This is a genomic window from Desulfomonile tiedjei DSM 6799 (assembly GCF_000266945.1).
Lineage (GTDB): Bacteria > Desulfobacterota > Desulfomonilia > Desulfomonilales > Desulfomonilaceae > Desulfomonile > Desulfomonile tiedjei.
Window position 1 is genome coordinate 1445274 of the sequence record NC_018025.1, and the last position, 24614, is coordinate 1469887.

Below are 24614 nucleotides of genomic sequence, written 5' to 3' on the forward strand. Positions count from 1 at the left end.
AGATTCATCCGAGCGCTTGTTCATTTCGTGCAAGGGGCAGGCAGATTCAGGAGCTCACACGATCGGGCAAATAAGAACGCGACGGAAGACTTTTCCATCGCGTGGTTGATCGGAACGTTCGCAGACTATCGTCTATGTACGAATCGGATGTAGAGGAGTACGTTGTTTCCGTCCTTTTGGGTAGGAGAGTAGCGTTTTTCCTCAGATCCTACTCCTACTGCCAATGCTCCGTGGTCTACAAGTTCTTTAGTGAGCCGACTGTACGATTCCGAAGGGATAAGAACTGCCAGGACGACATCCCCTGCATTATGAAATCCTTTTTCGTCCCCTACTATCTTGCCCTGGATGTTTGGGAGAATTTTTTTCTTGAGGGATTCTATGGCAGTGTCGATGCTGTTACTTTCGAGGGTGAGATTGTCTGCGCCTATGCTCTCTGCGATGGTTGGGGGGAAGTTTTTGAGGAGGGGGGCTGGCGAAGTGCTGATTGGCGTCGTCTTTGAAGTTGAAACGCGTGACGCCAACCCTCCGACCTTCTCTCCCGAATGGTAGGATATTGCTTCCGGCTTCGCTGTGGGCATAAACGACAGAGAACTCTTGTAAACGACAAGCCCGATGCACGCAACGAGCGCAAGTGCCACAACGCCCGCGGGCAAGGGCATGTAAGGCACCGATGTGAAGATGTTCCGAAAAAACTCTATAAAGCTGAAAGAGTGGTTGGGTTCAGAGGAGATCCTGGCATTCAGTTTAGCTAAAAAGTCCGGCGGTGGGGCTACAGTTTCCAAGCTGCCAAGGGCCTGAACGGTTAACGCGTACCATTTGTATTCTTCACGACATCCAGGGCAATTGTACAAATGGTCTTGGACCATAATTTTAGTCTTGCCATCTACTTCATCGCCGTGAAGTTCTCCAAACAGGTCAACGATTCGTTCGCATTGCTTCATGACAGGGCCTTCTTCAATTTCTCTTTTACGACCATTCTGGCTCGGTGCAGACGTGACTTGGTCGTTCCTTCCGGAAGATTAAGGATTTGCGCAATTTCATCATATGAAAACCCTTCGATATCGCGCAAAATCACGATTTCTTTGTGGTCCGGATCCAAATCCGAAATTGCGTCCTGGACAATTTTCTGAATCTGTTTACTGGCTAACATCGCCTCCGGATTGGTTGAATAATCTGGTACGGCCTTTTGAGCCGATTCGCGCTCGTCATCGGGTTCCTGCTGGCTTCTGCTCGCAAAGTACCCCCTGCGTTTCAAGTATTTGAATCGATTTTTGCCTCGATTTGTAGCAATCTGAAAAAGCCATGTCGAAAATTTTGCATCTCCTCTAAACTTTTTCAGATTCTGATACGCGGCCGTAAATATCTCTTGCGCCAGATCGTTGGCTTCCTCAGGGTCTCCAACGAATCTGTAGGCGAGGTTATAGATCTTCTTGTAGTACTTTTCCACAAGAATGTCGAAGGACTCTCTGCTTCCTTTGACAGACTGAAGAACGAGGTCCTTATCATCGTCGTTCTCGTGGCCTAATACCGACAGTATGATCAAACCTACGCTATTCAGACAAAGCCATTGCAGAATTGTTTCAGGAAAGGCAACCACGATTTGAAATTTTTCCTGTTCAAGAATATCTGAGAAAAATAAGGGCAAAGTGCTTCTAAAGTCAAGGAGTATACAAATGCCGGACAGTTGAAATACTCAGCATTCAATTCCCTGTTGTCCCATCGACATTGTTCGTATCTCTTCCCCCAGGTACCGAGACAAAATAACCGGATAATTACAATCAGTGCCAAAAACTTCTGCCGTTTATCCTGCGTGTGAATTACAGGATATTGGTGGGGATCGGTGTCCCTGCCGATCCATTTTATCGATATCATTGATCATATTGAAGACGTGCCGGCACGGAGACACGGCACCTCCCAATACCCTGTCCTCAATCGGACATTAGTTTCGGCAATTCTATAATACCGAAGAATCAATGATATCGGCCTATTGTTAGTTTTTCTTCCCGAATACAAGAGAGATAGATCTCATTCTTTTCCCCCATTGCACCTGCTCTCTCAATTTGCCAAGTCGGAGTCTCACATCGTAAATATTCTGACACTGAAGCATCTAAGTTGTTAGCGCGAGAAGCATGTAAAATGTTTTTTCTTCGATCTCGAACCAGACTGCGAAGCTCCGAAATACACTTTATGAAGCAGGATTCTTTGCCTCTACGAGAAGCGCTACGCGCTTGATCTTCTTGAATTTGATTGCTTTCCGGTGTAAATGATAACGGTTGTCTTGCACCTGCTGGAACGATCCTGCGCGACCGTCTTATCCCCGGAGTTCAAGGCGTAGTGCGTTGTACGCGTGCTCAGGACAGCATTCCATTTCCCGGAGGGTTTACATGACGTTCTCAAGGCGAGTAATCGATACTCCTCCTTATTTATTTCATCTCATTGACGAAAAGCGCAAAGCTGCCGCGCAGAGAGGCGTGGACGTCATTTCGCTCGCGATTGGAGATCCCGATCGTCCTACACCGGACTTTATCCTGGACCTCATGCAAGAGGAAATTCACGATCCGAGAAATCATGTGTATCCCAGCTACAAAGGCGAACCGGATTTTTGCGAATCCGTTGCAGCATGGTTCGAAAAACGCTTTTCCGTGCAACTCGATCCCAAGACAGACATAATGGCCATAATTGGCTCCAAAGATGCCGTTTCACATCTACCGTTCGCGTTTCTGGATCCAGGAGATTCGGGACTCGTTACCGATCCCGGTTATCCGGTTTATAATGCCGCAATAGGATATGCCGGGGGTCGTGTCGTACGCGTGCCGCTCAGAGAAGAATGCGGTTTTTTGCCTGATCTTTCCGCGATCGATCCCGTTGAAGCGGACCGGGCAAAGATCATGTTTGTGAACTACCCGAATAATCCGACGTCAGCAGTTGCGGACGAAAGCTTCTTTCAAGAGCTGGTGGAGTTTGCAGCAAAGCACGATCTGGTCATTTTATCGGACAATGCTTATTCTGAGGTATATTTTGAGGAAGCGGACCGACCGATCAGCATAATGAAGATTCCCGGCGCAAAGAACCGCGCCATCGAGATCCATTCATTTTCTAAAACCTTCAACATGACAGGTTGGAGAATTGGATTCGTTGTAGGTGGGAAAGAGCTCATAAACGCATTCCTCACGCTGAAATCGAATTTCGATTCCGGCGTGTTCATGGCTATCCAGAGAGTGGCTGCGCGTGCACTCGGACACCCGCAGGTCGAGCCCTTCTTTCGTGAGCGAACAGCTCTTTTCAAAAGCCGCCGAGATCGCATAGCTGCGGCATTGACCGAACTCGGGTACCGTTTCCAGTTACCGCGTGCAAGTTACTATTTCTGGGTGAGAATTCCGGAATCGTACGCGTCGTCGGTTGAATTTTGCGCGGACCTGCTGGAAAAGAAAGGGCTCGTGGTAACTCCCGGAGTAGGATACGGTCCCGCGGGCGAAGCGTTTTTCAGGATTTCCATGACCGCACCGGACCAACGCATTGATGAAGGACTGAAAAGGCTGCGGGAATTTCACCGATCCCGATGATAATGTCGATATACTTGAGAAGCCTCTCGAACTATTGAAAGGATACGGAATGAGAGCAACACTCGTGCTTGCCGACGGAACTGTCTTTCGGGGCAAATCCATGGGAGCTACAGGAGAAATAGTAGGTGAAGTAGTCTTTAACACCGCGATCACCGGTTATCAGGAGATACTGACCGATCCATCGTACCGCGGTCAGATTGTGACCATGACGTATCCTCATATCGGAAACACAGGGGTGAATTTCGAGGACAATGAAGCGGTCGAGCCTTACCTTGCCGGATTTGTGATCAAAGAGTATTGCCCGCATCCCAGCAACTGGCGCAAGAACCAGGATCTGGAGGAGTTTCTCAAGAAACACGGTATCATAGGGATTCATGGAATAGACACGCGCAAGCTCACCCGAAACATTCGTGAAACGGGCGCAAAAAAAGGCATCATTTCGACGGAAGACCACGACGAGCATCACCTCTTGAAGAGAGTGCGGGATTATCCGGACATCGAAGGGTTGGATCTCGTCAGAGAAGTCAGTTGCAAGGAGCCGTATGATTGGGACGAAGGAACCTGGCAATGGAACGCTGTTCCCGAAAAGCGTGAGGGAACTTTTCGCGTGGCTGCTTACGATTCAGGCATAAAACAGAACATTCTTCGCCTTCTGGTGGACGCGGGCGCAAAGGTTCGGGTTTTTCCGGCATTCGCATCGAGTGATGAAGTGCTTGCATACAATCCCGATGGAATATTCCTTTCCAACGGCCCTGGAGACCCGGAAGCGGTGCCGTACCTCATCGAGAATGTAAGGAATCTTATCGGAAAGAAACCGATTTTCGGGATTTGTCTCGGACACCAGATTCTCGGATTGGCGCTTCACGGAAGAACGTACAAACTGACATTCGGGCACCACGGAGCCAACCATCCGGTACGCAGAATCGAAACCGGACATGTGGAAATAACATCGCAGAATCACAACTTCGCGGTGGATCCGGAATCCGTCCGGAGCGAATGCGAGATTACCCACACAAATTTGAACGATGGAACCGTGGAAGGCATGGTGCACAAAAAATACCCCTTGTTTTCAATCCAATACCATCCCGAGGCATCGCCCGGCCCCCACGATTCACGGTACCTGTTCGAAAAATTCCGCGCGCTGATCGAAAATTCTTAATTCCGGCTCTTGCGAGAAATTTGTCTGGATGCTCATTTCCAAATCGACAGTGAGCATCCGACTTGACTCCCATAGGCGTTATGAGAATTGCCAAAATCAATTTCCGATTGAGGATTAGGAATATTGGTGGGTACCGGCCTCCGTGCCGGCACGTCTTTAATATGATCAATGATATCAATATAATGACCCGACAGAGAGAAAGTGTCTTAAAATCAAAACTTTATCCTGGATCGTGGCACGAATTCCTTATCGTCCTGCTGGCCTGACTATAGGGACGGGCCTAGTTGTCCGCCCAAATAAGGGTAGGCACTAGGCCTACCCCTACAAAGATGGCGAATCGTGGCACGATTTGTATGTTTTGGATAATTTTGAGACGACCTCGGTTCGCTTCGCTCACCGGCATCCTACACGCCGATTGTGCCGTTTGAACCGTTTCTCAGTAGATTGAAAATTACAGCGGCTTGTTCGCCCAGCGGTATACTTTTTCGGCAGCCTTGAAATGATGGGGCGTGTTGAGGACAACGACCATGTGCTCTTTGTCCTTATCCTTAAAGAGAACAACTATGCATCTTCCTGCCTGATTTGTGTACCCGGTTTTCGCACCGATGACCGGAAGATTACGACTCAAAAGCTTGTCGTTTGACACGAGAGGATAATCACGCGGGGTGGAATTGCGTGTCCGCATTGTATAGCTCTTGGTGCTGGATATTCTGGAAATGAGCTTGTTCTTGAAAGCTTCCCGTGCTATCAAGGCCACTTCTTCCGCGGAGGCCGTATTCGCTTTTCGAGCTTCCAGGTACATTCCTTCTTTCCTGCCCAGAGTAACTTTCATGTCCAAACCGCTGGGAGTAAAGAAGGTCATGGTAGATGCTCCCAAAGCAGCGGCTTTCCTGTTCATGGCAGCGATAAATCCGTCTCTGCCGCTCTTCGGATAAGCGCGAGCGAGAACTTCCGCACAATCGTTTCCCGATTCTATGAGCATCCCGTGAAGCAGGTCGTTGACAGTCAGCAGATCCCCGGGTTTCAACCCCACGACGTGCCGTTCTACGAGTGCAATGTCCTGAGGGACTTCCAGAATTTTTTCCAGCTCCATTTCCTCAAGGACTATCATGGCAGTGACGAGCTTGGTGATACTCGCGATGGGAAGAGGTTCCGAGGTGTTCTCAGCAAACAGAATCTTGTTCGAGGAACAATCGAGGCAGTAGAGCGCCTTTGCTTTTACGGCAGGTCGAAAACCGACGGCAGATGATTTAACCGGGACAGGGCTCAATTTCGGAACGGGAATCCTTGTCCCATGGGCATCACCCTGAGGGACTGCAGTATTGTGCCGTGCCTTAAGTCCCGGAGTAATTCCCCTTTCACGTAGTGCCGGTGTGAGAGGAACGGCCGAAGCACGGTGAATCGATGGCTGACTGTGACGTATACTGTGGGGTGCAACGTTCTTTGACATGTTGGACCGATTAGGAGTTACTGCAGAAGCTCCCCTTTCGATCCGCATCTGAGGAGTCGTGATCTGTCCCGAATGCATGTTCTTGAGCATGGCGTTCACAGCCGCGCCGGAAGTGACTGGTTCCAGAGCCCATGCCACACCTGCATAATAGGAGAACAGCCCAAGAAAACAAAGAATTCTCAGAAACAAAAGCCCTCCTGAAGAGAAACTCGACCTTGCAGCGATCACAACCGAATGAACATTGAGATTTTCGGGAATTGTTCCCATATCCTCGAAGACATACAATCGAGCGTTACAGAAAATTATAAATAAAACTGATAATTGTCAAGAGAATACGTATGATACCTTTTCGCAGTTGTGCACATCAGATAGCTAAGGCTGGAGTGTCCTGAGCGCAGTCATTAGACGGCTTTGCGTCGTCCGCGGCGAATGATAGCTCCAACCATCCAGATAATGAACAGAAAGGCTAATCGCTACGAGCGGTTGGCGCGGGTTTTTTTGCGCGGTATGCGAGACTTCACTCCGATGAAAGACCGAAATCATCCACATGGAGAGGATTGCATGTGATCTTTCACGGTTATCTGCCTTGTATTTAGGGATATTCGGATCGTTCTATAAAGCACCATTGTATCTGATGGACGATCCGCCGGTGAAGCAATCCGGCTCGGGAGAGAAATCCTTTTCTATGGAAGCATAAGCGCTGTGATTATGGATGGACTCAAAATTTTCCGCCTCGATCTTATACCAGGGGAAATTGTTCTTCTCTCGCAAACGGGAAAGTGCCAGTCTGACAACATCTTCGACGAACATCGGATTTTCGTAAGCCTTTTCCGTTACGAATTTCTCATCGGGTCGTTTCAGGAGCGAATAGATTTCGGAACTCACCGAAGATTCAACAACTTCAATGATTTCCTCTATCCAGAAAAGTTTTCGAAAGCGTAATTGAACTCTGACGATTCCTCTTTGATTGTGGGCGCCGTACTCGGAAATTTCTTTGGAACAAGGACATACAGTCGTGACGGGGACTTCGACCCCCACAATCAGGTCGAATCGGTCGGCCAGGGCGCCTCTCATGAAGCAGGTGTACGACATGAGTCCCGGAGTGCCCGTAATCGGTGCATTCTTTTCTATAAAATAGGGAAACTCCACGTTCATATGGGCGCTTTTGGCGTTCAACTTCGATTTTATCTTCTCCAGGATTTCGCGAAACTTCTCCATAGAGATTTCGCCTCGAAACTCATTGAGCACTTCGATAAAGCGGCTCATATGGGCGCCTTTGAAATCGTGGGGAAGGTTCACGAACAGATCGAACAGCCCGACCGTATGCTGCAATCCCTTCTGGCGATCCTTCACGGAAATGGGATATCTCAGGCCTTTCACACCCACTTTATCAATGGGAATCTTTCGTTCGTCGGGCAGACTTTGGATATCGGGTAGGGTTGCATAATTCGCGAATACTCTCCCGGAATCCACAGCTCCATCGCCATTTGCGGGGAGAGTGCCCGGAACGTGCTGTTCTCTTTTGTGATCTGCCATTTTGTGTACCTAATCTTTGAGGTAAGTAGCTTTCGAAGTGTCGGATTCCCAAACGGAAACACTGTGGAGCATTGCTCCCTGGTCCCCCAGGTTTTGAGACACTTCACGAAAAATATGCGCAGCGATATTTTCGGCCGAGGGTTCTATTTCGTCAAATGGTTTGATATCATTGAGATACCTGTGGTCCAATGTGTCAAGTACTTGGTTTGCGGCTTTTTTCAGGTCTCCAAAGTCAATTACCATTCCGCCCTTTCCTGGGGATGACGAGCGGGCGGCTATCTGTATTTTGTAATTGTGTCCGTGTAGCTGCTCACACTTGCCGTTGTAGTCTCTGAGACGGTGTGCGGCTGAAAAATTTACGGTAATTTCCACTTCGTACATGAACATCTCCGGCGAGCACAGGGAATTAATAAATCACATGAGCAAATGTGAAAAACATCTGGATAGATCGAGATAAAGGATAGAAAAAGCGTTGACACAATCGTATTTCCAGGATTATACCGAATCCACTTCCCGGATAGCCGGATTTCGGCTGCCTTCCGGAAACCGTTTAAAGGAGTTTTGTATGACGGTTTTCCGATTCGGATTCATCGTTATCATAGCATGTCTGTTCGTTTTTTGCTTGTCATCTTTCCGGCTTGCCACCGCTGACGAGCCGATCGTTCGAAAAGCCGCCACACCTTCCGGCGCGGGACTCAATCATGGCAACATCCAATCCAACGAGCTCGGCCCCGCGAAGAGAGCTCGCATCGGACTAAACCCAGTTCCGTTCAGACCCGAATTACCGGAACAGAAGCAAGAGCAGGAGCCGGCTCTCCCGCGGATCGCGTCGTTTCCGGACCTCAGAGAGTTGGTGAAGAAGGTCAACCGCTCTGTGGTATCTATCCGTATGCTGGATTCCGGCTCGTCTTTTTCACTGGGACCCCTGGGATTTACCGGCGATCCGTCCAGCAAAGCTTTGGGGTACGGTTCGGGATTCATCATCTCCAGCAACGGTCATATTATTACGAATGAACACGTTTTACGCAATGGTACGCAGACCGAAGTCGAATTACTGGGAGGCAAAAAATTCGTTGCCAAAACATTATTCAAAGATGCGAAAAATGATATCGCTCTCTTGAAAATCGATGCAACGAACCTCCAACCGGTGTCCCTCGGCAATTCGGATGCCGTGGAACTCGGAGAATGGGTAGTGGGAATCGGCAATCCATATGGTATCGGTCAATCGCTTATGATCGGGATTGTCAGTGCTCAGAAAAGGATGGTTCCGGGTTCGGGATATCCGCCTTTGATCCAAATCGATGCAGCCATGAATTTGGGAAACTCGGGTGGGCCCCTGTTCAATATGGAAGGACAGGTTATCGGAATCAACACGATTCTCCTTTGGAAGAGCCAGGGCATCGGTTTTGCCACGCCCATCAATGTCGCCAAGGAATTCCTGGAAAAGCGGAGCTATCCTCCCGTGAAAGCGGCAGCCGCAGCTCATGGACCCATGGGACCGGCCGCGGATGAGCCTCGATCTATGTCAGAACAGTTTAATCCTCTGGATCCCCCCTGGAAGTTCGGAAAGCAGTAGACTAGAATAGCTTTCCGCGAACACTTCGGAAAAGAAGCGGGGGACAGGGATTCCCTGCGTACAGACGTAAGAGAGAATAATTCAGTTGTAAGTGAGGACTCGAATGCCCAGAAAGAAGATTGAGAAGAAAAGCGTCGCCAACGCCAAAGAATTGAAAGAAAAGCTCTACAAAGAGCCCGTCCGCGTCTGGGATAAATTATCGGATGACGAGAAAAAGCAAGCCCTTCAATATGGTGACGAGTTTCGCTCTTTCTTGAATGATGCAAGAACCGAACGAGAAGCAATCAAGCAGTTCGCCGAAAAAGCAGGTGCACAGAAATTCAAAGAGTTGAATCAAGGAGCAAAAGGGGCAAAGGGAGCGAAATTTTTCAAGACTTTGCGAGGGAAAGGTCTTGTTATGGCAGTGCTGGGAAAGAAACCTCTGACCGAGGGATTTCGCCTGGTGTGCGCGCATGTGGACTGTCCCAGGCTGGATCTGAAACCTAATCCCTTGTACGAAGACACCGGCGTGGCGTTTCTCAAAACCCAGTATTACGGCGGAATAAAAAAATACCAGTGGCTCGCTCGGCCTCTTGCTCTCTGCGGAACGATCATTCTCGGGGACGGGTCGGTAATGGACGTGAAAGTCGGCATCAGCCCCGAAGATCCGGTCTTCACGATCACCGATTTGCTGCCGCACCTTGCCCGGAAGCAGATGGAACAGAAAGCAAACGAATTTGTGCCGGGAGAAAACCTGAATGTGCTTATGGGCACTCTTCCCTACGGAGAGAAAGACGCAGACGAAAGAGTGAAGCTTGCAGTGCTCGAGCTTCTCAACCGGAAATATGGCATTACAGAAGAGGACTTCACCAGCGCGGAACTGCAGTTTGTTCCCGCAGACCCGGCCAGAGATGCCGGAATCGACAGAAGCCTGATCGCAGGGTACGGGCAGGACGACCGTGCATGCGCGTACACCTGTTTTACTGCCATCATGAATACGACAAATCCCGAACACACCGCGATTGCAGTTTTCTACGACAAAGAAGAGATCGGCAGCGAAGGCAATACAAGTGCCCGCTCTCCATTCCTGGAAACATTCGTCATGGACCTGATGCAGCTCACTGGAGTGGAGCCTTCGGCAAGAAACGTGTATCAGGTATTCATGAACAGCAAGGTCATCTCCGCAGATGTTGCCGCAGCGTTTGACCCTACGTATTCGGATGTGTACGAACGCCGAAATAGTGCACGAATCGGATACGGAGTGACCATTCACAAGTACACCGGACACGGCGGCAAGTATAACGCGTCGGACGCCAACGCGGAATTCGCAGCATGGATTCGTAAGCTCTTCAATGACAACGGCGTCGTATGGCAAGCTGCAGGAATGGGGAAAATCGATGAAGGCGGGGGCGGCACGGTGGCAAAATTTCTCGCAATGACCGGTGCAGACGTTATCGACTGCGGTCCCCCTGTCCTCAGCATGCATTCTCCCCTGGAAGTGAGCGCAAAAGAAGACGTATGGATGTGCCGCAAGGCATTCACCGCGTTTCTGGAAAGCTGAATTGCCGGACGCTAGCGAAGACAGACAAGGCCATGCCTTAGCTCAATTCAGACCACTGAAAGACGTCAGCAGGCAACGATCACCGGGCGAACAATCATGACCGATTATGGTGCACGATTTCCTCTGGTCGGCCGTTTTGGGTCACGATCGTTCATGGTTCTGTGAATTTCCCGAGTTATAGCAGATGATGTGATTTCTGACCTTTTGAACACATTCTGCCTTAAATGAACGGTAGAGGCCGGCGTCCCTGCCGGCCCGAACTGGTTGATTTGTATTTGAAAAATGTGCCGACACGGAGGCACGGCACCTACCAATTGACGAGAAGTGCTTTTCGCAACTGGACACTGTTTTATACACTTGCTCTAACTGAGTTTGACTGCACTTTCTCACGTGTCGGCGATATATCATTGTTGCAGTAAGGTCGCAAGCGGATCGTCGGCGACCAGTCTCAAAAATTCTTGCTGATACACTGGAAATTTCTTTGATTTAAGGTAAACAGCCCGCCATTCCAGCCGCACTCCACCTTGCCCCAGCGAAGACGCGCAGAGTTCGCCGCTTTTCAGAAACTTTTTCACAGACCAGCGAGGAAACAAGGCGATCCCGAAACCTGAACGAACCAGATCGATGATCGCTTGGGGTTGCTCAATGGTCATGAACTGGCGAATTTTGATTCCGGCAGGTGCAAGATAGTATTGATAAAGTAAATCTTTGGACTTCTCAACGAGAGAAATCATGGTCACACCCTCGAAATCGGATTCGTGTACCGTTTTCTTGGTGCTCATGGGATGAGAATGTGACGAAACCGCCACAATTTCATCTTCAAAGAGTCTCACATGCGTCATTTGAGGATGATCGATCGGAAATGCGGTGATCACCAGGTCAAAGGCATCGGATTTCAGGTCGCGAATAAAAGTGTGAGAGTTGTTGAGCACAAGTTCCACGTGAGGATACATATTGTTAAATTTGCGCATAACACCGGGGAGCCACTGAAAACTTAACACGCAATGAACCCCGACGCGTATCGTGCCGGTTTCGCCATGCACGGCCTTCGCAATATCGCGCTCCACTCGGTCAAGCTCTGTTAAGACTTTTTCAGCAGCTTGCCGCACCAGTTTGCCCATTCGGGTGACGATCATCTTTTTCCCGGTGCGTTCAAAAAGTACAGCCCCGAGACGATCTTCCAGTTCCCTCAACTGCTGGCTCAGAGCGGGTTGGGATACGTGGAACTTCTTAGCTGCACGCGTAAGATTTTCAGTCTCCGTAAGGGCTTTAATTAACCGGAGATGCCGTATCTCGAGAATACCCATCTTTCTCCACCATAAGAACAACTTATCGTTTTGATAAGATCAATATATTTTACTTATTTATTAGAGCAGCCTACGATACGTGTCAATTAGAGAAAGACTGGAAGTCAGGCGTCTATTATTTGAGTTGAAAACTTGACACGATAAAGGAAGAGAATAATGCCCACATCCACCATGCAGTTATTCATATCTGTGATACGCAACGCTCGCTCACATGGGATGAACCGTGCCATGATCGGGCATACCGTGGACCAGAAATTCCCACCAGTGCCCCGCGAAGCTATAGCAGAGTTCGCTCGGGCTACTCGCGACGAAAACCCGATCTACAATTCATTGCTGCCCCCGGTACCCCCTTTCTTCATAGGTAAGCTGGTCATTCCACTAGTAAAAGATATCTGGGCTCATCCGTCCCTCAAGATGAATCTCTTGAGGACAGTCCAAATCTTCCAATCAGTGACGTGGTTCGCGCCTATCCGGGAAGGGGACGAAGTGTCTGTCCAGGGATGCATAGAGAACATTTGCGCTGCACCAAAGGGTGAAATCATCGAAATATCCGGAACAGGCCGCGTTAAAGGTCAGATTGTCGTGCAAGGTAATATAGGATTTCTGGTTAAATCGAAGGTTCGGACTGAGGTTCACGGGAAATCAGATGAAAAAACAAGACCTGAAGCGTTTCGCCTCTTGCTTCCGACTGCAGAGGGCCAGCAACTCTTGTATGCTAAGGCCAGCGGGGACAACAATTTCATCCATACCAGTGGAGTCCTTGCCCGAATGGCCGGATTCCCGCGTACGATTATGCATGGAAACTGCACCCTGGCCATGATCTGTAACGCGCTCTCCAAACGAATGGTTGACAATGACATCGCACAATTGGCCTCATTAGCTTGTCATCTGGGAAAGCCAGTTTTTCCGGGGGAAACGCTTACTATTGTCGGTTACCGGCCGGAAAACGAGAATACGCTTCCCTTCGCGGTGTTCAACGCCAGGGGGAAGGCGGTAATTCATGACGGGATTTTCACTGTCAGATAGATGGAACTGGATCTCTTGTATAATACCACTTTATCGGCCACATCGAGTTCAACACCATGGAATGCGCGTTTGACATCACAACTTACGCAGCAGCGCAAGAAATTGTGATGATTCTCTTCTGCGCATTTCTAGTCTAGAATGACAAGACTGTTCGCCCTATACAGCGTGTGAGGTCTTCCCCTGATTCACATTCTCAACAGTGTCGTTCCGATATTTGCGCTCATTGCCCTGGGATGTCTCCTGAAGAGACTCTCAATGATAGATGACGCGTTTCTGCAGGTCTCGGACAGACTCGTCTATTTCATATTCTTCCCTGCGCTGCTTTTCTGGAAAATCGGAAAGCCTGCTCCTTCACTGGGTCTGGATGCAAATCTTGTGACTGTGACAACTGGCGCGGTGATTATCGTGTTCGTGCTGTCGCTAGTTTTCGTGTACGCAGCACGAGTGCCGGATCGGGATGTGGGAGCATTTTGTCAGGGGTGTTTTCGTTTCAACACGTATATAGGGATCGCAGTCATTCTGGCGGTTCTGGGGGAAAGCGCGGTGCGCGTTTTCGGCGTGCTCGTGGGCATTCTCATTCCACTTATCAACGTGATGGCAGTGTCGACGCTGATCTGGTTTTCCGGAGAATCATACTCATGGAGCGAGCGGCTGCGTATGCTGGTGATATCCATAATTTCCAATCCTCTGATCATAGCGTGCGCCCTGGGGATGGCGTACTCACAGTTACGTATGCCTTTTCCGGTCTTCATAGATAATACCCTGGCGTTCATGTCAATGCTGGCTTTGCCCATGGCTCTAATCTCAATCGGCGGATCGCTGACTCTGGCGAAACTCGGCGGGCACCTGCGTCTGGCGCTGGTTGCCACGGTATTCAAGTTCGTTGTGATGCCGGTTACCGGTTACCTGCTCATCAAATTGTTTAACGTCCCAGGAACTGCGGCGTGCATTGCCATGATCTATTTCGCCCTTCCAACTTCTCCGGCCAATTATATCCTCTCGCAGCAACTCCATAGCAACCCGGATCTGGCGGGTTCGGCGATAATTTTGTCGACAATACTCTCGATCGTCTCAATTTCAGTAGTCTTGCTGCTTTTTTGCTGAGGAAAAGTCTGGTGCCTCGCGATCCAGGTTAATTCAACCGATCTTTTCCAAAACGGTCTGGAGAGCTCTCACTGCCACCTCCGCACAATCGCGTTTATCTTCGGGGAGACCTCCGAGATAGTCTATCAGATCGCCTGCTTTGATTTCCGCGGCTTCTGAAATGGGAAGCCCCTCTGCCATACAGGTGATCGCGCTGACACAGGCCATGGTGGGACCACAACCGTCAGTTACGAAACCTACGCGGTTCACTTTCCCTTCGTAAACCAAGATGTATATGACAACGGTTTCCCCGCAGGAGCCCTCAATTGCGGCATAATAGTTGAACTCCTGCAGTTGCCCGTAGTTCCTGGGATGCAAGAAGAATTCTATCAATCTGGGGGAAAAGACTTTTGCAGCGTCCTGGAGTATCATGTCCTGGACTTCGTCGAATGCGTCGTCTGATGACATATTAGTTGATCCGATGCCGAGGTTTATGGAAAATATGTCCCTTGCGCTTTGTTATCCAACCCTATTCGGGCGCGCAAGCGACACGCTTTTCGAAGAATAACCATATCGCGCACGTAAATCAAAGCGGATACGATTCTGGAGGGAAGAACTTTCTATGACAATGAACAGGAGCCGACGGCTCATACTTGTGACGGGAGGTGCGGGATTTATCGGAAGCCACCTCGTTGAAGGCCTTTTGGAGAGGGGCGAAGCGGTCCGGGTGCTGGATAACCTGAGCACCGGGAAGCAGGAAAATCTCATGGGACTTGGGAACGGTCGATGGAATGCGCACCGTGATTTCGAGTTTATCCTTGGGGATATTCGAGACAGGAAGATCGTGCAGACTGCAATGAACGGTGTGGACGCAGTTTTCCACCAGGCCGCGCTCGGAAGCGTTCCCAGATCTGTTACCGATCCTGTGACCACCCAGGAAGTAAATGCCGATGGTACCTTGAATATTCTTCAGTCAGCCCGGGATGCTGGAGTCTCCCGAGTAGTGTATGCGTCCTCGTCTTCCGTGTATGGAAATAGTGAATTGCTGCCAAAAAGGGAAGGGGAGGAAGGCTTGACCCTGTCCCCCTACGCGCTCACAAAAAGGGTCAACGAAGAATACGGGCGATTATTCATGGGGCTTTATGCCTTCGAGACGATCGGTCTACGTTATTTTAACGTGTACGGACCCAGACAAGATCCCGAGTCTGAATACGCTGCAGTTATTCCCCGCTTTGTCACTGCATTACTCAAGAAAAGTGAGCCGATCATATATGGAACCGGGCTTCAGAGCAGAGATTTTACCTTTGTGAAGGACGTGGTACGTGCCAATATTCTGGCATTGGAAGCGCCTCCCTTCGCATGCGGGAGATCCTTCAACATAGGGTGTGGAACTCAGGCGACTCTCCTTGAACTACTTTCGGCACTGCAGGATCTTTTAGGAACAAACATTGAACCTCGTTTCGAGTCTCCAAGAGCAGGCGATGTAATGCATTCTTCTGCGGATACAGGCCTTTCAGAAAAAATGTTGGGATTCAAAGCGGAGTTCGACTTGCGTCTCGGACTGGCCCAAAGTATTGCATGGTATAGAGAAAATCTGTAAAAGAAAGGCTGCACAAAAAATGAAAACCCGGAGCGGGGTCAGGTAGGAGCGCCGGGTTCTCTGCCATGCGCAGCCTCGAAAGCTGGTTGGTAACTTTAGTGTACCAATATAGGCGCATTATGTCAACTACTACTTGAATAAGAGTGCTGTGCATGAGCGCATTGCTTATGATTTGCGGAATTCTATCGTTTGCGGAAGATTGAGAAGAACGAAAAAACAGCTCTGTTCCTGTGCTGGAGAGTACAGAAATAGCCAGAAGGTAGCTCCTTATCTGCCGAATCTTGGATGTATGCTCTTGGGGGGATGGTGAATAGAAAGAGTCCGACCCTAACCCCTCTACCCTCGTCGGACTCAATGGCAAACCGGACAAAAACCGGCAAATAAAGATGTAAAAAACGTTCCTCAACATACACATCTGATCTCCGGTTGTCAATTTAGAATCCACTTTAATAAAAGATTACAACTCTTAGCTTCTACATAGTCCAGTAGTCTTATTGTATGTCTTGGTTTCTAGTCTAACCTATGATGATTAAGGGATTTGATTATGCATTATTCGAAAAATACGGATGATTCCACAGGGCATGAATTCTTCTCGTCCCTCGACGCGCATCGAATTTGAGAGACCGGATCGAAAGGACAGGTGGGGGGCTCATGAAAAACGAAATCGGCCTCCGTGAGATTCACTCAGCGAAGGCCGCTGAACCGATCGAACCGTATATTCATCCGCTAAAGTATATTTACAAGCTCTATATCGAAATTCAGGTTTTTTCCTGCAAGCGGATGATTTGCGTCGAGTGTAACCGTACTATCCGTCAGGTCAGTGACAATCGCGATAAAGACGTATCCATCCGGACGATGCACTTCAACTTGTTGACCGAGCTCTGGGTTCATGTCTTCAGGCAACCGCTTTCGATCGACGACAATAATCATCTCGTCGTGTCGTTCCCCGTACGCATTCTGAGGGGCAATTTGCGCGGATTTGATTTCTCCGGGATTCATCCCGATGACTGCTTCCTCGAAACCGGGAATAACCTGGCCCTCACCGATGGTGAACTCAAGGGGATCGCGACCGGAGGAACTGTCAAATACGGATCCGTCGTCCAGTTTGGCAGTGTAGTGCACTGAAACCTTATCCCCTGATTTTGCTTCTTTCATCCTTTTCTCCTCTCCCGTAAATCCGGAGCCGTACCGGTCCCAAGTGTGCAATCGTGATTACCGGTTCGATGACTCCTCAGATAGATAGTCTTAAAAGTAATTGCTTATGTTCCGTTTGCGAAGAAAAGGCAGCTCTCATCCCGCTGATAGCAGAGGACAATCCTCGTGCACAATGCTTGCATTCACCTGCCCGACCTTCGCATCTGTCCGGGTGCTTTGCCTTTGGCGGGGTGCAGCGCATCTTATACGTTTCATAGTAGAAAAGCAAAACCGGAAGGAGCTACTGAGAAGAAAGTGCTCCAACTATGACTCTGTGATTGCTCCATGGATGAAAGAAACAGCACTCTGATCGAGAGTACTGTCCCTGTGGCACATGGCAACTTGCGTGTCTGATCTTTTGTCCTGAAGGCAGGGGTTATTTCTTTTTGCGGAGACTGTACGAACGGGGATAATAGTTGAAAGGAATATACCTTCCATACTTGCCATAACCATAAGGAAAGTACCCGAATCGTCCGTACCCGTACGGTGAATAGTATCCATATCGATAGGCTCTTCCATCTTTCCGGTGAGCCCGGTACTCAGGATTGCCCGGGGTAATTTCCCGACCATACTGATCCAGAGGGTAAGTACGCTGGCTGGGTAATTGAGGAGTCCCGCTAGGAAGCTGAGGAGGATTAACGGCCCACTGCCGAGTGTCAATGGGCTGTTGCTGTACAAACAGCGTGTAATCCGATATGGCCGAGTTCGAAAATGGAGATACCACAGAATCCGCGGAAGCAGAGTTTCCAAAACAGAGCAGCAATAGGAGAAGCGTAACAGAAGCTTTCATGATCGTCGATCCTGTGTATCGTCAATTTCACTACATAAATTAATCACTGGACCTGCCCGGACAAACCCCGGTTGACCTGTCACAAAGGTTTTCATGGCATTACTTCCTCACGGCGAATCGGATGAGCACACTTTGGTGCCGCACATCGGACAGAACTTCGAAGTCTCCAGCAGCGGATGGTGGCACGCCGTACATCTCCCCGGTGGTGTGCCATGAGATGCAGGAACAGGTTCGGGGACAACCTCTTCTTCGCTGGGTTCCGCAGGCGGAATCTCGATCATCTCCTCGGAAAGATCGTTCACCTGACGTGAAGCTGCCCCCCGATATTTGGAGACAATGATGCCACATTGGGGACATTCATCGAATTGGAAAAACTGGGGAAGGTTGCAAGCGGGACACCACCACATCTTCGCAGGTTTCGGTTTGACGGCTGGAGGTGTTTCCGAGATTGTCGGACGAGTCCTTGGGGATGATCGGTCAGGTTCGGGTCGGGCCTTCACAGGGTTTGAATCGGAAGCGATCTGCAGCGAGCCGGTAGCCGGAGCAATTTCTGAAACCGGTCTTTCCTGCACATCTGGTATCTGAAGCATACGTCCATTGCGTTGGGAGCCCGGAGCCGACAGGGATGCACTCAGAAGTTTTCCGGCATGCTTTCCGGATTCAGTGAGCCTTTCCCCAAGAGCAGGCGATCCTTGCTTTATTAATCGAATTGCCTCCGTGCCTATTTCGGAATATCTGGAGCGTGAAATTCCAAGCCATGTAGCTGCTTGCACCAGGAGTTTCTTCTCCAGGCTCTTTACCCGGCCGTCCGAAGCGGTAAGAAGCATGCCTGCCATGAGAAGCTTTTCCTTGAAAACTGCCGATTGATGTTCGAATACGCCGAGTATCTGTTCCATGGATTCCGTGGATGCTTCGGATACCATGCGATCCATTTGGGATCGGGAAAGAGCTTCTCCAAGCTTGTCCGTTGCAGAAGAGATGAATCGCTGCTCTGCATCGTGGAGATCTCCTTCTGCCAGAGAAAGCCTGATGAGAAACTTCACGATTCCGGAATGAACCGGATTGACGTCAATCTCGTCTTCCAGATCGAAGGGATTCTCCGAAAGATCGAGGTCGAATGGAGTAGGTTCCTCAAACCCGGGCAATTGGCGTGAATCGTCACCGAGGATCATGTCCCGAGTAAGATTCAAGATATCAGCAAGAGGGTTGAAGAAAATGTCCGCCCGACGCTGGAGATCTTCCGTGAATCGCGTAGCTTGATAGAGTTTTCCGAACGATTTGCTTTCCACCACAATGCTGATCGGAGCAAGTTTAGGCGCTAGAGAGGGAACCATGCGACTCAATGATTTCAAAGAACATTCAAGCTGTAGTCCGGATGGGAATTCCGGGTCTCGTTCGAGAAATTCAAGGATTTCGTTCACGATCACTTTGCCGAAAGCCACGGAACTTCCGCCGCAGACTCGTGTTTCGCTGATAAGCGCACCAATTGCCGTCAACACGTCCGAATCCGTCAGATGCCGCCGTCTGAACCGATCGAAAAATGCTTCTTCAAAAAGGCCAGCTACCCTGGAGCTCATGAGAGTTAGTTCCAGGTGCGCTTCAGGCGTAGACATTCGCGTCGATCTTCCGTTCATATGTTGTCCCGAGCAAGTGATGATATGAAAACAAGCTTTTCAGTCTTCATTCCACGGCTGTTCCCAGTTTCGATGCAGCTCGAGGATCTCACGACAGGCTCGTCTGTCCCGCTCTTTCTTGCGGTTCACGTGAGCCCCCGGTTTCGTGTGCAGTCTCATGGAACGGACCAGCCAAGCTCGAGGCTTAATGCGTTTTTTTCGTATCCTGGACATTTTCTTGTCTCTTGGTCACATACCGATTCGTTTTTCTTTTCATAATCCGGGAGGCTAGAGGTATCCTTCGCTCCAGACTACGCAAAGCCGTCCAATCACTCCGCTCAGGGCACTTTAGCCTTCGCTATCTTATAGCATGACTGCGAAATCATTCGGAATCCGATCCGAACCCATCACTTGAGAGGGCCTGATAATTCGGGAGAATCTGCCCTCAGATCTTGTCCGCAACTTGGACAGCGGTCCAACGGCTGCTTGTACGTGCTGCTTTCAGGGTCGCCATCGTACCAGACCACCAGAGCCATCGTGTGAACCGATCTCGGCAGAACACGAATAAGAGGATAATTGCAGTCGTGCTTGTGGTGAACCATGATGATTCTCGATTATGGGGAACTATTGAGAATTCCGCTCCAGCCTCAGTGCCGATTCTTCTTCGGAGAGAATAGCACGAACCAATTCAGAATCGAAATATGCTTTTCTTTGAGTGATTCACAGAGTTCGGGTTTATGCCAGATCTGCTCCTTCGGATTCCTTTTGCCCCACAGTATAGATTTCCACGTGTTCGGGAGTCTCCAACAACAGCGCTATTTTCTTCGCAAAAGCTTGTCTTTGTTCACTTGCCAGCCAGGCTTGCCATCCCCTGATATCCGTCCATGTACTTATCACCATGAGCTTATTGGGTTCTTCCACAGAAATGAGAGTTTGCCCGGTTACGTAACCTGCTCGAAGCGTGCCAACGGATCTCATCTGCGCCAGGAGTCGGTAGCCTTCATCTGCCTTGTCTTTCTTGAATTTACGAGTAGTTAACACTTTGACAGCCATGATAGCTACCCCCTCTAAGGTTTCGGAACCGTATTAGAGCATTCTCAATCTAGTATATAGCCATCCGAAACAAAGAGAAGGAATTATTTCCAATGATCTTCGGTTTTCCTCTCGGGCGGGACATAGGCGTCAACTGAGGATGGGGCGGACAATTGGGGTGAAAAAGTGCTTCTCGCAAATTGGTGGGTGCCGGCTCATATAACCTGACTGAGGGGTCGCAGTTGCTCAGAATGAGGACTTCCAAGTGTCAAAGGGCTATCGACGTTCCACTTTTCTAAGGGATTTCAGTGGCTTGGATCAAAATCCCCCCTCGGCCCCCATAGGAAAAGGGGGGTAAAAAGTAACACTTATGCCTATGAACAATAGCCTGACAGGCCTGTCGTCCTTACAGCATGGTGACGTAATAGGTGCATGTATCTGCACCGTTTCTTCGGCAAGGCTTTTGCTCGTCGTGCCTCACAAGAATCTCTGTTGTACCGGTAGGCCCGAAACGCTTGGCGAAGCTTTCCAGATATCCTCTCGTGAGCGAACACGGAAACGGAGTTGAAGCCGTGACCCGGAACCGTTGAAGCCCCCCGGGTGCCTCGTCCTCCTGAACGTCGTATCCCCCTGCGCTCCCCCCGCGATGAATTTTCTGGAGCGTGGCATTCATATTGATGAGACATTCTTTGAACGTTTTGACTTCCGGGGGTACGGGTGCTCTTAAAGCAGCTTGTTCACCGACTTGAGATAGAAGATGATGGCCGAAGGTTGTCTCAAGTTCCTTCAGAGCATCCAGAACCGGCTGAAGCAAATACCATTTATCGGGTTGAATATCTGCAACACCGTGCTTGACCAGGACGTTCTTGATTGCTCCCTGGAAATTTTCCGGAAATGCCGCCCAAAGAGACGCAATCATACCTCCAATGAGCTCGCAATTTGGAGAGGAAGCTTTGTATTCTGCCATATTGTGGTTCCCCCACGATCGTGAGTAATCAACGTTTATGAGTCGTTTAAGATCACAAACTGAAAGACAGCCCAGCGTTTTCCCATCTTCTATATTTTGGGATTCTATAGGTGCCGGAAGAGAAGATAGCGTCCGGTCAACTCGCATGTCAACAACAATGAAAAACCTGTTAAGAAAAAGATAATCGAATTTTTGCGTTCAACTGCCGGGAGAGAGAGAACTTCTGCTTTAGAAGCGCTCTTTTTGAAGGACATTCCGAATTGACTCACTTGAGCCATCTTCTTGTCGCTGTAATTAATGCCAAAGTGCTTTCATAGTTAAGGAATATTGAGAAACCTGTTATTTGCCGGTCCCGGCAAATCTCCTTCGCTTCGGAGACATGCCGGGACCGGATTTGCTAGACGTTACTTCTTTGAACGCTCATTTGTATAAGGTTGACCGTATGACTGTTTATACAAACGGACGCCATCAATTGCCTTACTGTTTACGCCATCAAGATCACCTTAGGCCCATAATTTAACTGTATTTTAGGATGTATCTTGGGTTGCGAATGTCATGATGGCGTCGTAAGGAGGAACAAATGTCCTGTGCGAGAGATTTTCAGAGACAAGGGGGTGCGGAATAAGAAAAGGAATTCCCGGCCTCCTCTCGGGGAAGCCGGAGAAAAACCGATATATCACAGTGACGAAAGGAGTTATTCTTCCTGATCGTCAGGATTAGCTTTCTTCCTGGAAACTTCATCGATAATTTGATCGAGCTCGGTAAGTCTTGCTTCAGCCATTCGTATATTCAACTTTAGTTCGTCTATTTGCCTGGGGTTCAACTGAGATCCTGAACTTTCGTCCAGGTCCTGCATTTGCTGCAACTGAATCCTCAGCACCTTTTTTTCTTCAAGCATAAGATCCAAGTCGTTCATGAGCAGACCTTTCTCTTTTTACGTACATATACAACGGTGTAAAGGCAAAGTTCCGTGCAGCTCTCTCTTTGAGAATCACCGTACGGCAGAATCCTGTATTCGAAACTGTCTCAACAAAAAGATCCCACACTATCGTGTTTGGATTGCCGAATGATCGAAACCGGACTAAGATCTGTTCGACTCGAGCAGTCCATGATGTAATTGTGGGTGAAGGGGGAGAGGTCATGGATACGAAGCGCACTATAAAAGCAAAGGAACTTGTCAGGGATATTAAATCCGGGAAAACGGATTTCGAGTTGACAACGAAATACGGTCTTACCGCGCAGGAATTCGACACTGTGTTAGGTTACCTGATGAATGCCGGACTCATCACCAAGGGACAGCTCGAGGAGCGCCAACAACTCTCGGAGAGCCAGATTATACGAGCATTCGTGGAATCGTGTGAAGATATACAGGTTGTGGATTGAGCGCACTCAAGGCTGTTAGATCCCCGGCAGACAAGAGGACGGTACGGCGGCAATGAATCGCGATGAAATTCTCAGGAAATTGGAGGAAAACCGAGAGATCATTCGGAGTTTCGGTGTGCTCCGCCTCGGAATTTTCGGCTCGTATGCCCGGGGGGAACAGCGGGAAACTAGCGATATGGATTTTCTTGTGGAATTTGAGAGCGCCACCTTTGACAACTATTTCGATCTAAAATTCTTACTGGAGCGTTTGTTTGAGCACCCAGTCGATCTCGTAATATCAGACACCATTAAACCACGAATCCGTTCGTCGATTCTCAATGAGACTGTCTATGCCCCGGGACTTTAGACTTTGCCTCTTCGGCTAGTCTTATGTCAGTCAGAATGTTAGATTCACGGCAATCCCGCCGGCCAGATTATATCTTCTGTAAACAACATCTCGATCTTCAAGTATTCCGAAAATCAAATTCGGATGGGTTGTGCTGTAACCGCTCTCGAGACGTCCTCCTCCGCTTGCGGCCATCCAGCCGCCTTTACCCCAGAGACTCAGATGCGTGCTTGCTGCTATGGATATGCGGTACTCGGCGCCGGCCTCGAAAAAATAAGCCATACTGTTCATGGTAATGATGTTTTGCGCCAGGAAGTCGTACGAGGGCGCGATGTCAGCTCTGAATCGGGTGCCTACCTTTACCTTGGCGGATCCGAGGATATTTCCGATTAGCCTCAGTTTCAGAGCCTCCCCCGCGTATTCCATACCCAAATACGGCAATACGAGATCGCTCATAACGTCACTGGCAAGGAGACTCACATTCTTGTAAGATCCCACATCCACGCGACTCAGCACACCGGGTTCTTTGACGGTCATGTCAAAATGGTCCCACTTCAATCCTGCCACAAGGCCGATAGGGGGGCGGAAATAGTAGACAAAGCCTCCTTCCACTTCCAGCCAATCCAGGGGGTACTTTCTTCGCAAACGAGTCTCGGGTTCGCTGTCCACATATCCCGCGAAAGAAGTGGCGAGATTCTGAACAAGATTCCCCGAACCGCTCATGAACAGTTTGAGAGAGGGCGTAATGCGTGCCTCAATTCCGGCTTCAATAATCCAGAGGTTCACGTCAGGAAGGCCGAGATTTACGGAATCCCCTTTGTAACTCTCCGTTCCCGGAACAGAGACCTCGAATGGGACGGGAACGCTTACGTGCATTCCCATTCTTCGATATCCCGATTTGAGCGACGGGATGTACTTGATTTCGCTCAAATCTATTCTAGGCAAGTCAGCTATCCTGGGAATCGCAAGAATGTTCGATGAGATAAACCCGCGGGCACTGGTGGGAACCGAATCGGAAGTGCCGAGTTCATGCGCCTGCAGCGGTGATGGATGGAACAGAAATGCAACTATTAGAGGAATTGCCAAAATTAAGGCCGATTTAGGATTGGCAGTATTGGTAGGTGCCGGCTTCCTTGCCGGAACATCGTCAATATAATCAATGATATCGATAGAATGGACCGGCAGGGAAGCCGGTCTCCACTGGTATCTTGTATACGAGCGGAGGACAAGCGTCAGAATTCTTAGCAATCGCTCTACAAGAAGTCTACAGGTGCGGTTCATCGTTTCCTGCGGCCTTTGCAAGGGGTCTTTACCATCAGTGCGTTGAACAATTTCAGAATACTAGTGTTATTGATACTATTGCGCCATTAAATTCATGAAATCGGGAGGTCCGGCAGGGACGCGGACCCCACCATGAGACAGTAGCGGCCGGCCTTCGTGCCGGCCAAATTCGATCGACAAAGGTGAATT

The 24614-nt window shown here is 49.3% G+C and carries 25 protein-coding genes; 9 read left to right on the forward strand and 16 right to left on the reverse strand.

Translation table 11 applies throughout. The annotated features are described in order from the left end of the window. Positions 1-125 precede the first annotated feature (125 nt). Positions 126-941: an anti-sigma factor family protein gene (locus tag DESTI_RS06070; protein ID WP_014809077.1), complete on the reverse strand. Its 816-nt coding sequence runs from the start codon at positions 939-941 to the stop codon at positions 126-128. Next, positions 938-1597 carry a sigma-70 family RNA polymerase sigma factor gene (locus DESTI_RS06075; protein WP_157212103.1) on the reverse strand — a complete coding sequence of 220 codons (660 nt, stop codon included), beginning with the start codon at positions 1595-1597 and terminating at the stop codon, positions 938-940. Before DESTI_RS06075 ends, DESTI_RS06070 begins: the two co-directional genes overlap by 4 nt. Positions 1598-2384: 787 nt before the next feature. Here DESTI_RS06075 and DESTI_RS06080 point away from each other — a divergent pair. Both DESTI_RS06080 and carA read left to right on the forward strand, forming a co-directional pair. Then, positions 2385-3563: an LL-diaminopimelate aminotransferase gene (locus tag DESTI_RS06080; protein WP_014809079.1), complete on the forward strand. Its 1179-nt coding sequence runs from the start codon at positions 2385-2387 to the stop codon at positions 3561-3563. 49 nt (positions 3564-3612) lie between these two features. Next, positions 3613-4722, forward strand: a complete 1110-nt coding sequence (gene carA, locus DESTI_RS06085; RefSeq protein WP_014809080.1) for a glutamine-hydrolyzing carbamoyl-phosphate synthase small subunit — start codon at positions 3613-3615, stop codon at positions 4720-4722. A 451-nt stretch (positions 4723-5173) separates the two neighbouring features. On the opposite strand, the gene DESTI_RS06090 is transcribed toward carA, so the two are convergent. From DESTI_RS06090 to queD, 3 genes are all read right to left on the reverse strand, one after another. Further along, positions 5174-6361 (reverse strand): D-alanyl-D-alanine carboxypeptidase family protein, encoded by a 1188-nt coding sequence (locus tag DESTI_RS06090; RefSeq protein WP_014809082.1) that lies wholly within the window; start codon positions 6359-6361, stop codon positions 5174-5176. A gap of 423 nt (positions 6362-6784) precedes the next feature. Beyond that, entirely contained in the window at positions 6785-7708 is a 924-nt protein-coding gene (gene folE2 / locus DESTI_RS06095) for a GTP cyclohydrolase FolE2 (RefSeq protein WP_014809083.1), read from the reverse strand. 9 nt (positions 7709-7717) lie between these two features. Beyond that, complete coding sequence (queD, locus tag DESTI_RS06100) at positions 7718-8089, reverse strand: 6-carboxytetrahydropterin synthase QueD (protein ID WP_014809084.1); 372 nt, start codon at positions 8087-8089, stop codon at positions 7718-7720. Between the two features lie 184 nt (positions 8090-8273). Here queD and DESTI_RS28500 point away from each other — a divergent pair, with 184 nt between their 5' ends. Both DESTI_RS28500 and DESTI_RS06110 read left to right on the forward strand, forming a co-directional pair. Then, positions 8274-9284 (forward strand): S1C family serine protease, encoded by a 1011-nt coding sequence (locus DESTI_RS28500; RefSeq protein ID WP_014809085.1) that lies wholly within the window; start codon positions 8274-8276, stop codon positions 9282-9284. A 103-nt stretch (positions 9285-9387) separates the two neighbouring features. Next, positions 9388-10824 carry an aminopeptidase gene (locus tag DESTI_RS06110; protein ID WP_014809086.1) on the forward strand — a complete coding sequence of 479 codons (1437 nt, stop codon included), beginning with the start codon at positions 9388-9390 and terminating at the stop codon, positions 10822-10824. A gap of 404 nt (positions 10825-11228) precedes the next feature. Here DESTI_RS06110 and DESTI_RS06115 read toward each other — a convergent pair whose 3' ends face one another. Next, positions 11229-12131 (reverse strand): LysR family transcriptional regulator, encoded by a 903-nt coding sequence (locus tag DESTI_RS06115; protein WP_014809087.1) that lies wholly within the window; start codon positions 12129-12131, stop codon positions 11229-11231. A gap of 156 nt (positions 12132-12287) precedes the next feature. On the opposite strand from DESTI_RS06115, the gene DESTI_RS28505 reads away from it, so the two are divergent. Together DESTI_RS28505 and DESTI_RS06125 are read left to right on the forward strand one after the other, a co-directional pair. Then, positions 12288-13157 (forward strand): MaoC/PaaZ C-terminal domain-containing protein, encoded by an 870-nt coding sequence (locus tag DESTI_RS28505; protein WP_014809088.1) that lies wholly within the window; start codon positions 12288-12290, stop codon positions 13155-13157. Positions 13158-13346: 189 nt separating this feature from the next. Further along, positions 13347-14261: an AEC family transporter gene (locus tag DESTI_RS06125; RefSeq protein WP_336884486.1), complete on the forward strand. Its 915-nt coding sequence runs from the start codon at positions 13347-13349 to the stop codon at positions 14259-14261. A 33-nt stretch (positions 14262-14294) separates the two neighbouring features. Here the strand turns inward: DESTI_RS06125 and DESTI_RS06130 are convergent, their stop codons facing one another. After that, positions 14295-14708, reverse strand: a complete 414-nt coding sequence (locus tag DESTI_RS06130; RefSeq protein WP_014809090.1) for an iron-sulfur cluster assembly scaffold protein — start codon at positions 14706-14708, stop codon at positions 14295-14297. Positions 14709-14862: 154 nt separating this feature from the next. Between DESTI_RS06130 and DESTI_RS06135 the strand changes: the two genes are divergently transcribed. Beyond that, positions 14863-15840, forward strand: a complete 978-nt coding sequence (locus DESTI_RS06135) for an SDR family oxidoreductase (protein ID WP_014809091.1) — start codon at positions 14863-14865, stop codon at positions 15838-15840. A 726-nt stretch (positions 15841-16566) separates the two neighbouring features. Here DESTI_RS06135 and DESTI_RS06145 read toward each other — a convergent pair. The 8 genes from DESTI_RS06145 to DESTI_RS06175 all read right to left on the reverse strand — a co-directional run bounded on the left by DESTI_RS06145 (position 16567) and on the right by DESTI_RS06175 (position 22352). Next, entirely contained in the window at positions 16567-16995 is a 429-nt protein-coding gene (locus DESTI_RS06145; RefSeq protein ID WP_014809093.1) for an FKBP-type peptidyl-prolyl cis-trans isomerase, read from the reverse strand. Positions 16996-17410: 415 nt separating this feature from the next. Next, positions 17411-17824, reverse strand: a complete 414-nt coding sequence (locus DESTI_RS06150; protein ID WP_014809094.1) for a hypothetical protein — start codon at positions 17822-17824, stop codon at positions 17411-17413. A 107-nt stretch (positions 17825-17931) separates the two neighbouring features. Then, a complete protein-coding gene (locus DESTI_RS06155) occupies positions 17932-19437 on the reverse strand; it encodes a zinc ribbon domain-containing protein (RefSeq protein WP_041286010.1) in 1506 nt (501 codons plus the stop codon). A 60-nt stretch (positions 19438-19497) separates the two neighbouring features. Next, positions 19498-19671: a hypothetical protein gene (locus tag DESTI_RS30630; RefSeq protein WP_157212104.1), complete on the reverse strand. Its 174-nt coding sequence runs from the start codon at positions 19669-19671 to the stop codon at positions 19498-19500. Between the two features lie 173 nt (positions 19672-19844). Continuing rightward, positions 19845-20039: a hypothetical protein gene (locus tag DESTI_RS06160; protein ID WP_014809096.1), complete on the reverse strand. Its 195-nt coding sequence runs from the start codon at positions 20037-20039 to the stop codon at positions 19845-19847. Between the two features lie 133 nt (positions 20040-20172). Then, positions 20173-20490: a putative quinol monooxygenase gene (locus tag DESTI_RS06165; RefSeq protein ID WP_014809097.1), complete on the reverse strand. Its 318-nt coding sequence runs from the start codon at positions 20488-20490 to the stop codon at positions 20173-20175. Positions 20491-20875: 385 nt separating this feature from the next. Then, positions 20876-21436, reverse strand: coding sequence for a hypothetical protein (locus DESTI_RS06170; RefSeq protein WP_014809098.1), 561 nt, complete (start codon positions 21434-21436; stop codon positions 20876-20878). A 694-nt stretch (positions 21437-22130) separates the two neighbouring features. Continuing rightward, positions 22131-22352: a hypothetical protein gene (locus DESTI_RS06175; protein ID WP_014809099.1), complete on the reverse strand. Its 222-nt coding sequence runs from the start codon at positions 22350-22352 to the stop codon at positions 22131-22133. A gap of 224 nt (positions 22353-22576) precedes the next feature. On the opposite strand from DESTI_RS06175, the gene DESTI_RS06180 reads away from it, so the two are divergent. Both DESTI_RS06180 and DESTI_RS06185 read left to right on the forward strand, forming a co-directional pair. Beyond that, the gene (locus DESTI_RS06180) at positions 22577-22819 is read left to right on the forward strand and encodes a hypothetical protein (RefSeq protein WP_014809100.1); all 243 of its coding nucleotides are present in this window, start codon (positions 22577-22579) and stop codon (positions 22817-22819) included. Positions 22820-22871: 52 nt separating this feature from the next. Then, the gene (locus tag DESTI_RS06185; RefSeq protein WP_014809101.1) at positions 22872-23165 is read left to right on the forward strand and encodes a nucleotidyltransferase family protein; all 294 of its coding nucleotides are present in this window, start codon (positions 22872-22874) and stop codon (positions 23163-23165) included. A gap of 30 nt (positions 23166-23195) precedes the next feature. Here DESTI_RS06185 and DESTI_RS06190 read toward each other — a convergent pair whose 3' ends face one another. Then, positions 23196-24425, reverse strand: a complete 1230-nt coding sequence (locus tag DESTI_RS06190; RefSeq protein WP_014809102.1) for a hypothetical protein — start codon at positions 24423-24425, stop codon at positions 23196-23198. Positions 24426-24614 lie beyond the last annotated feature (189 nt).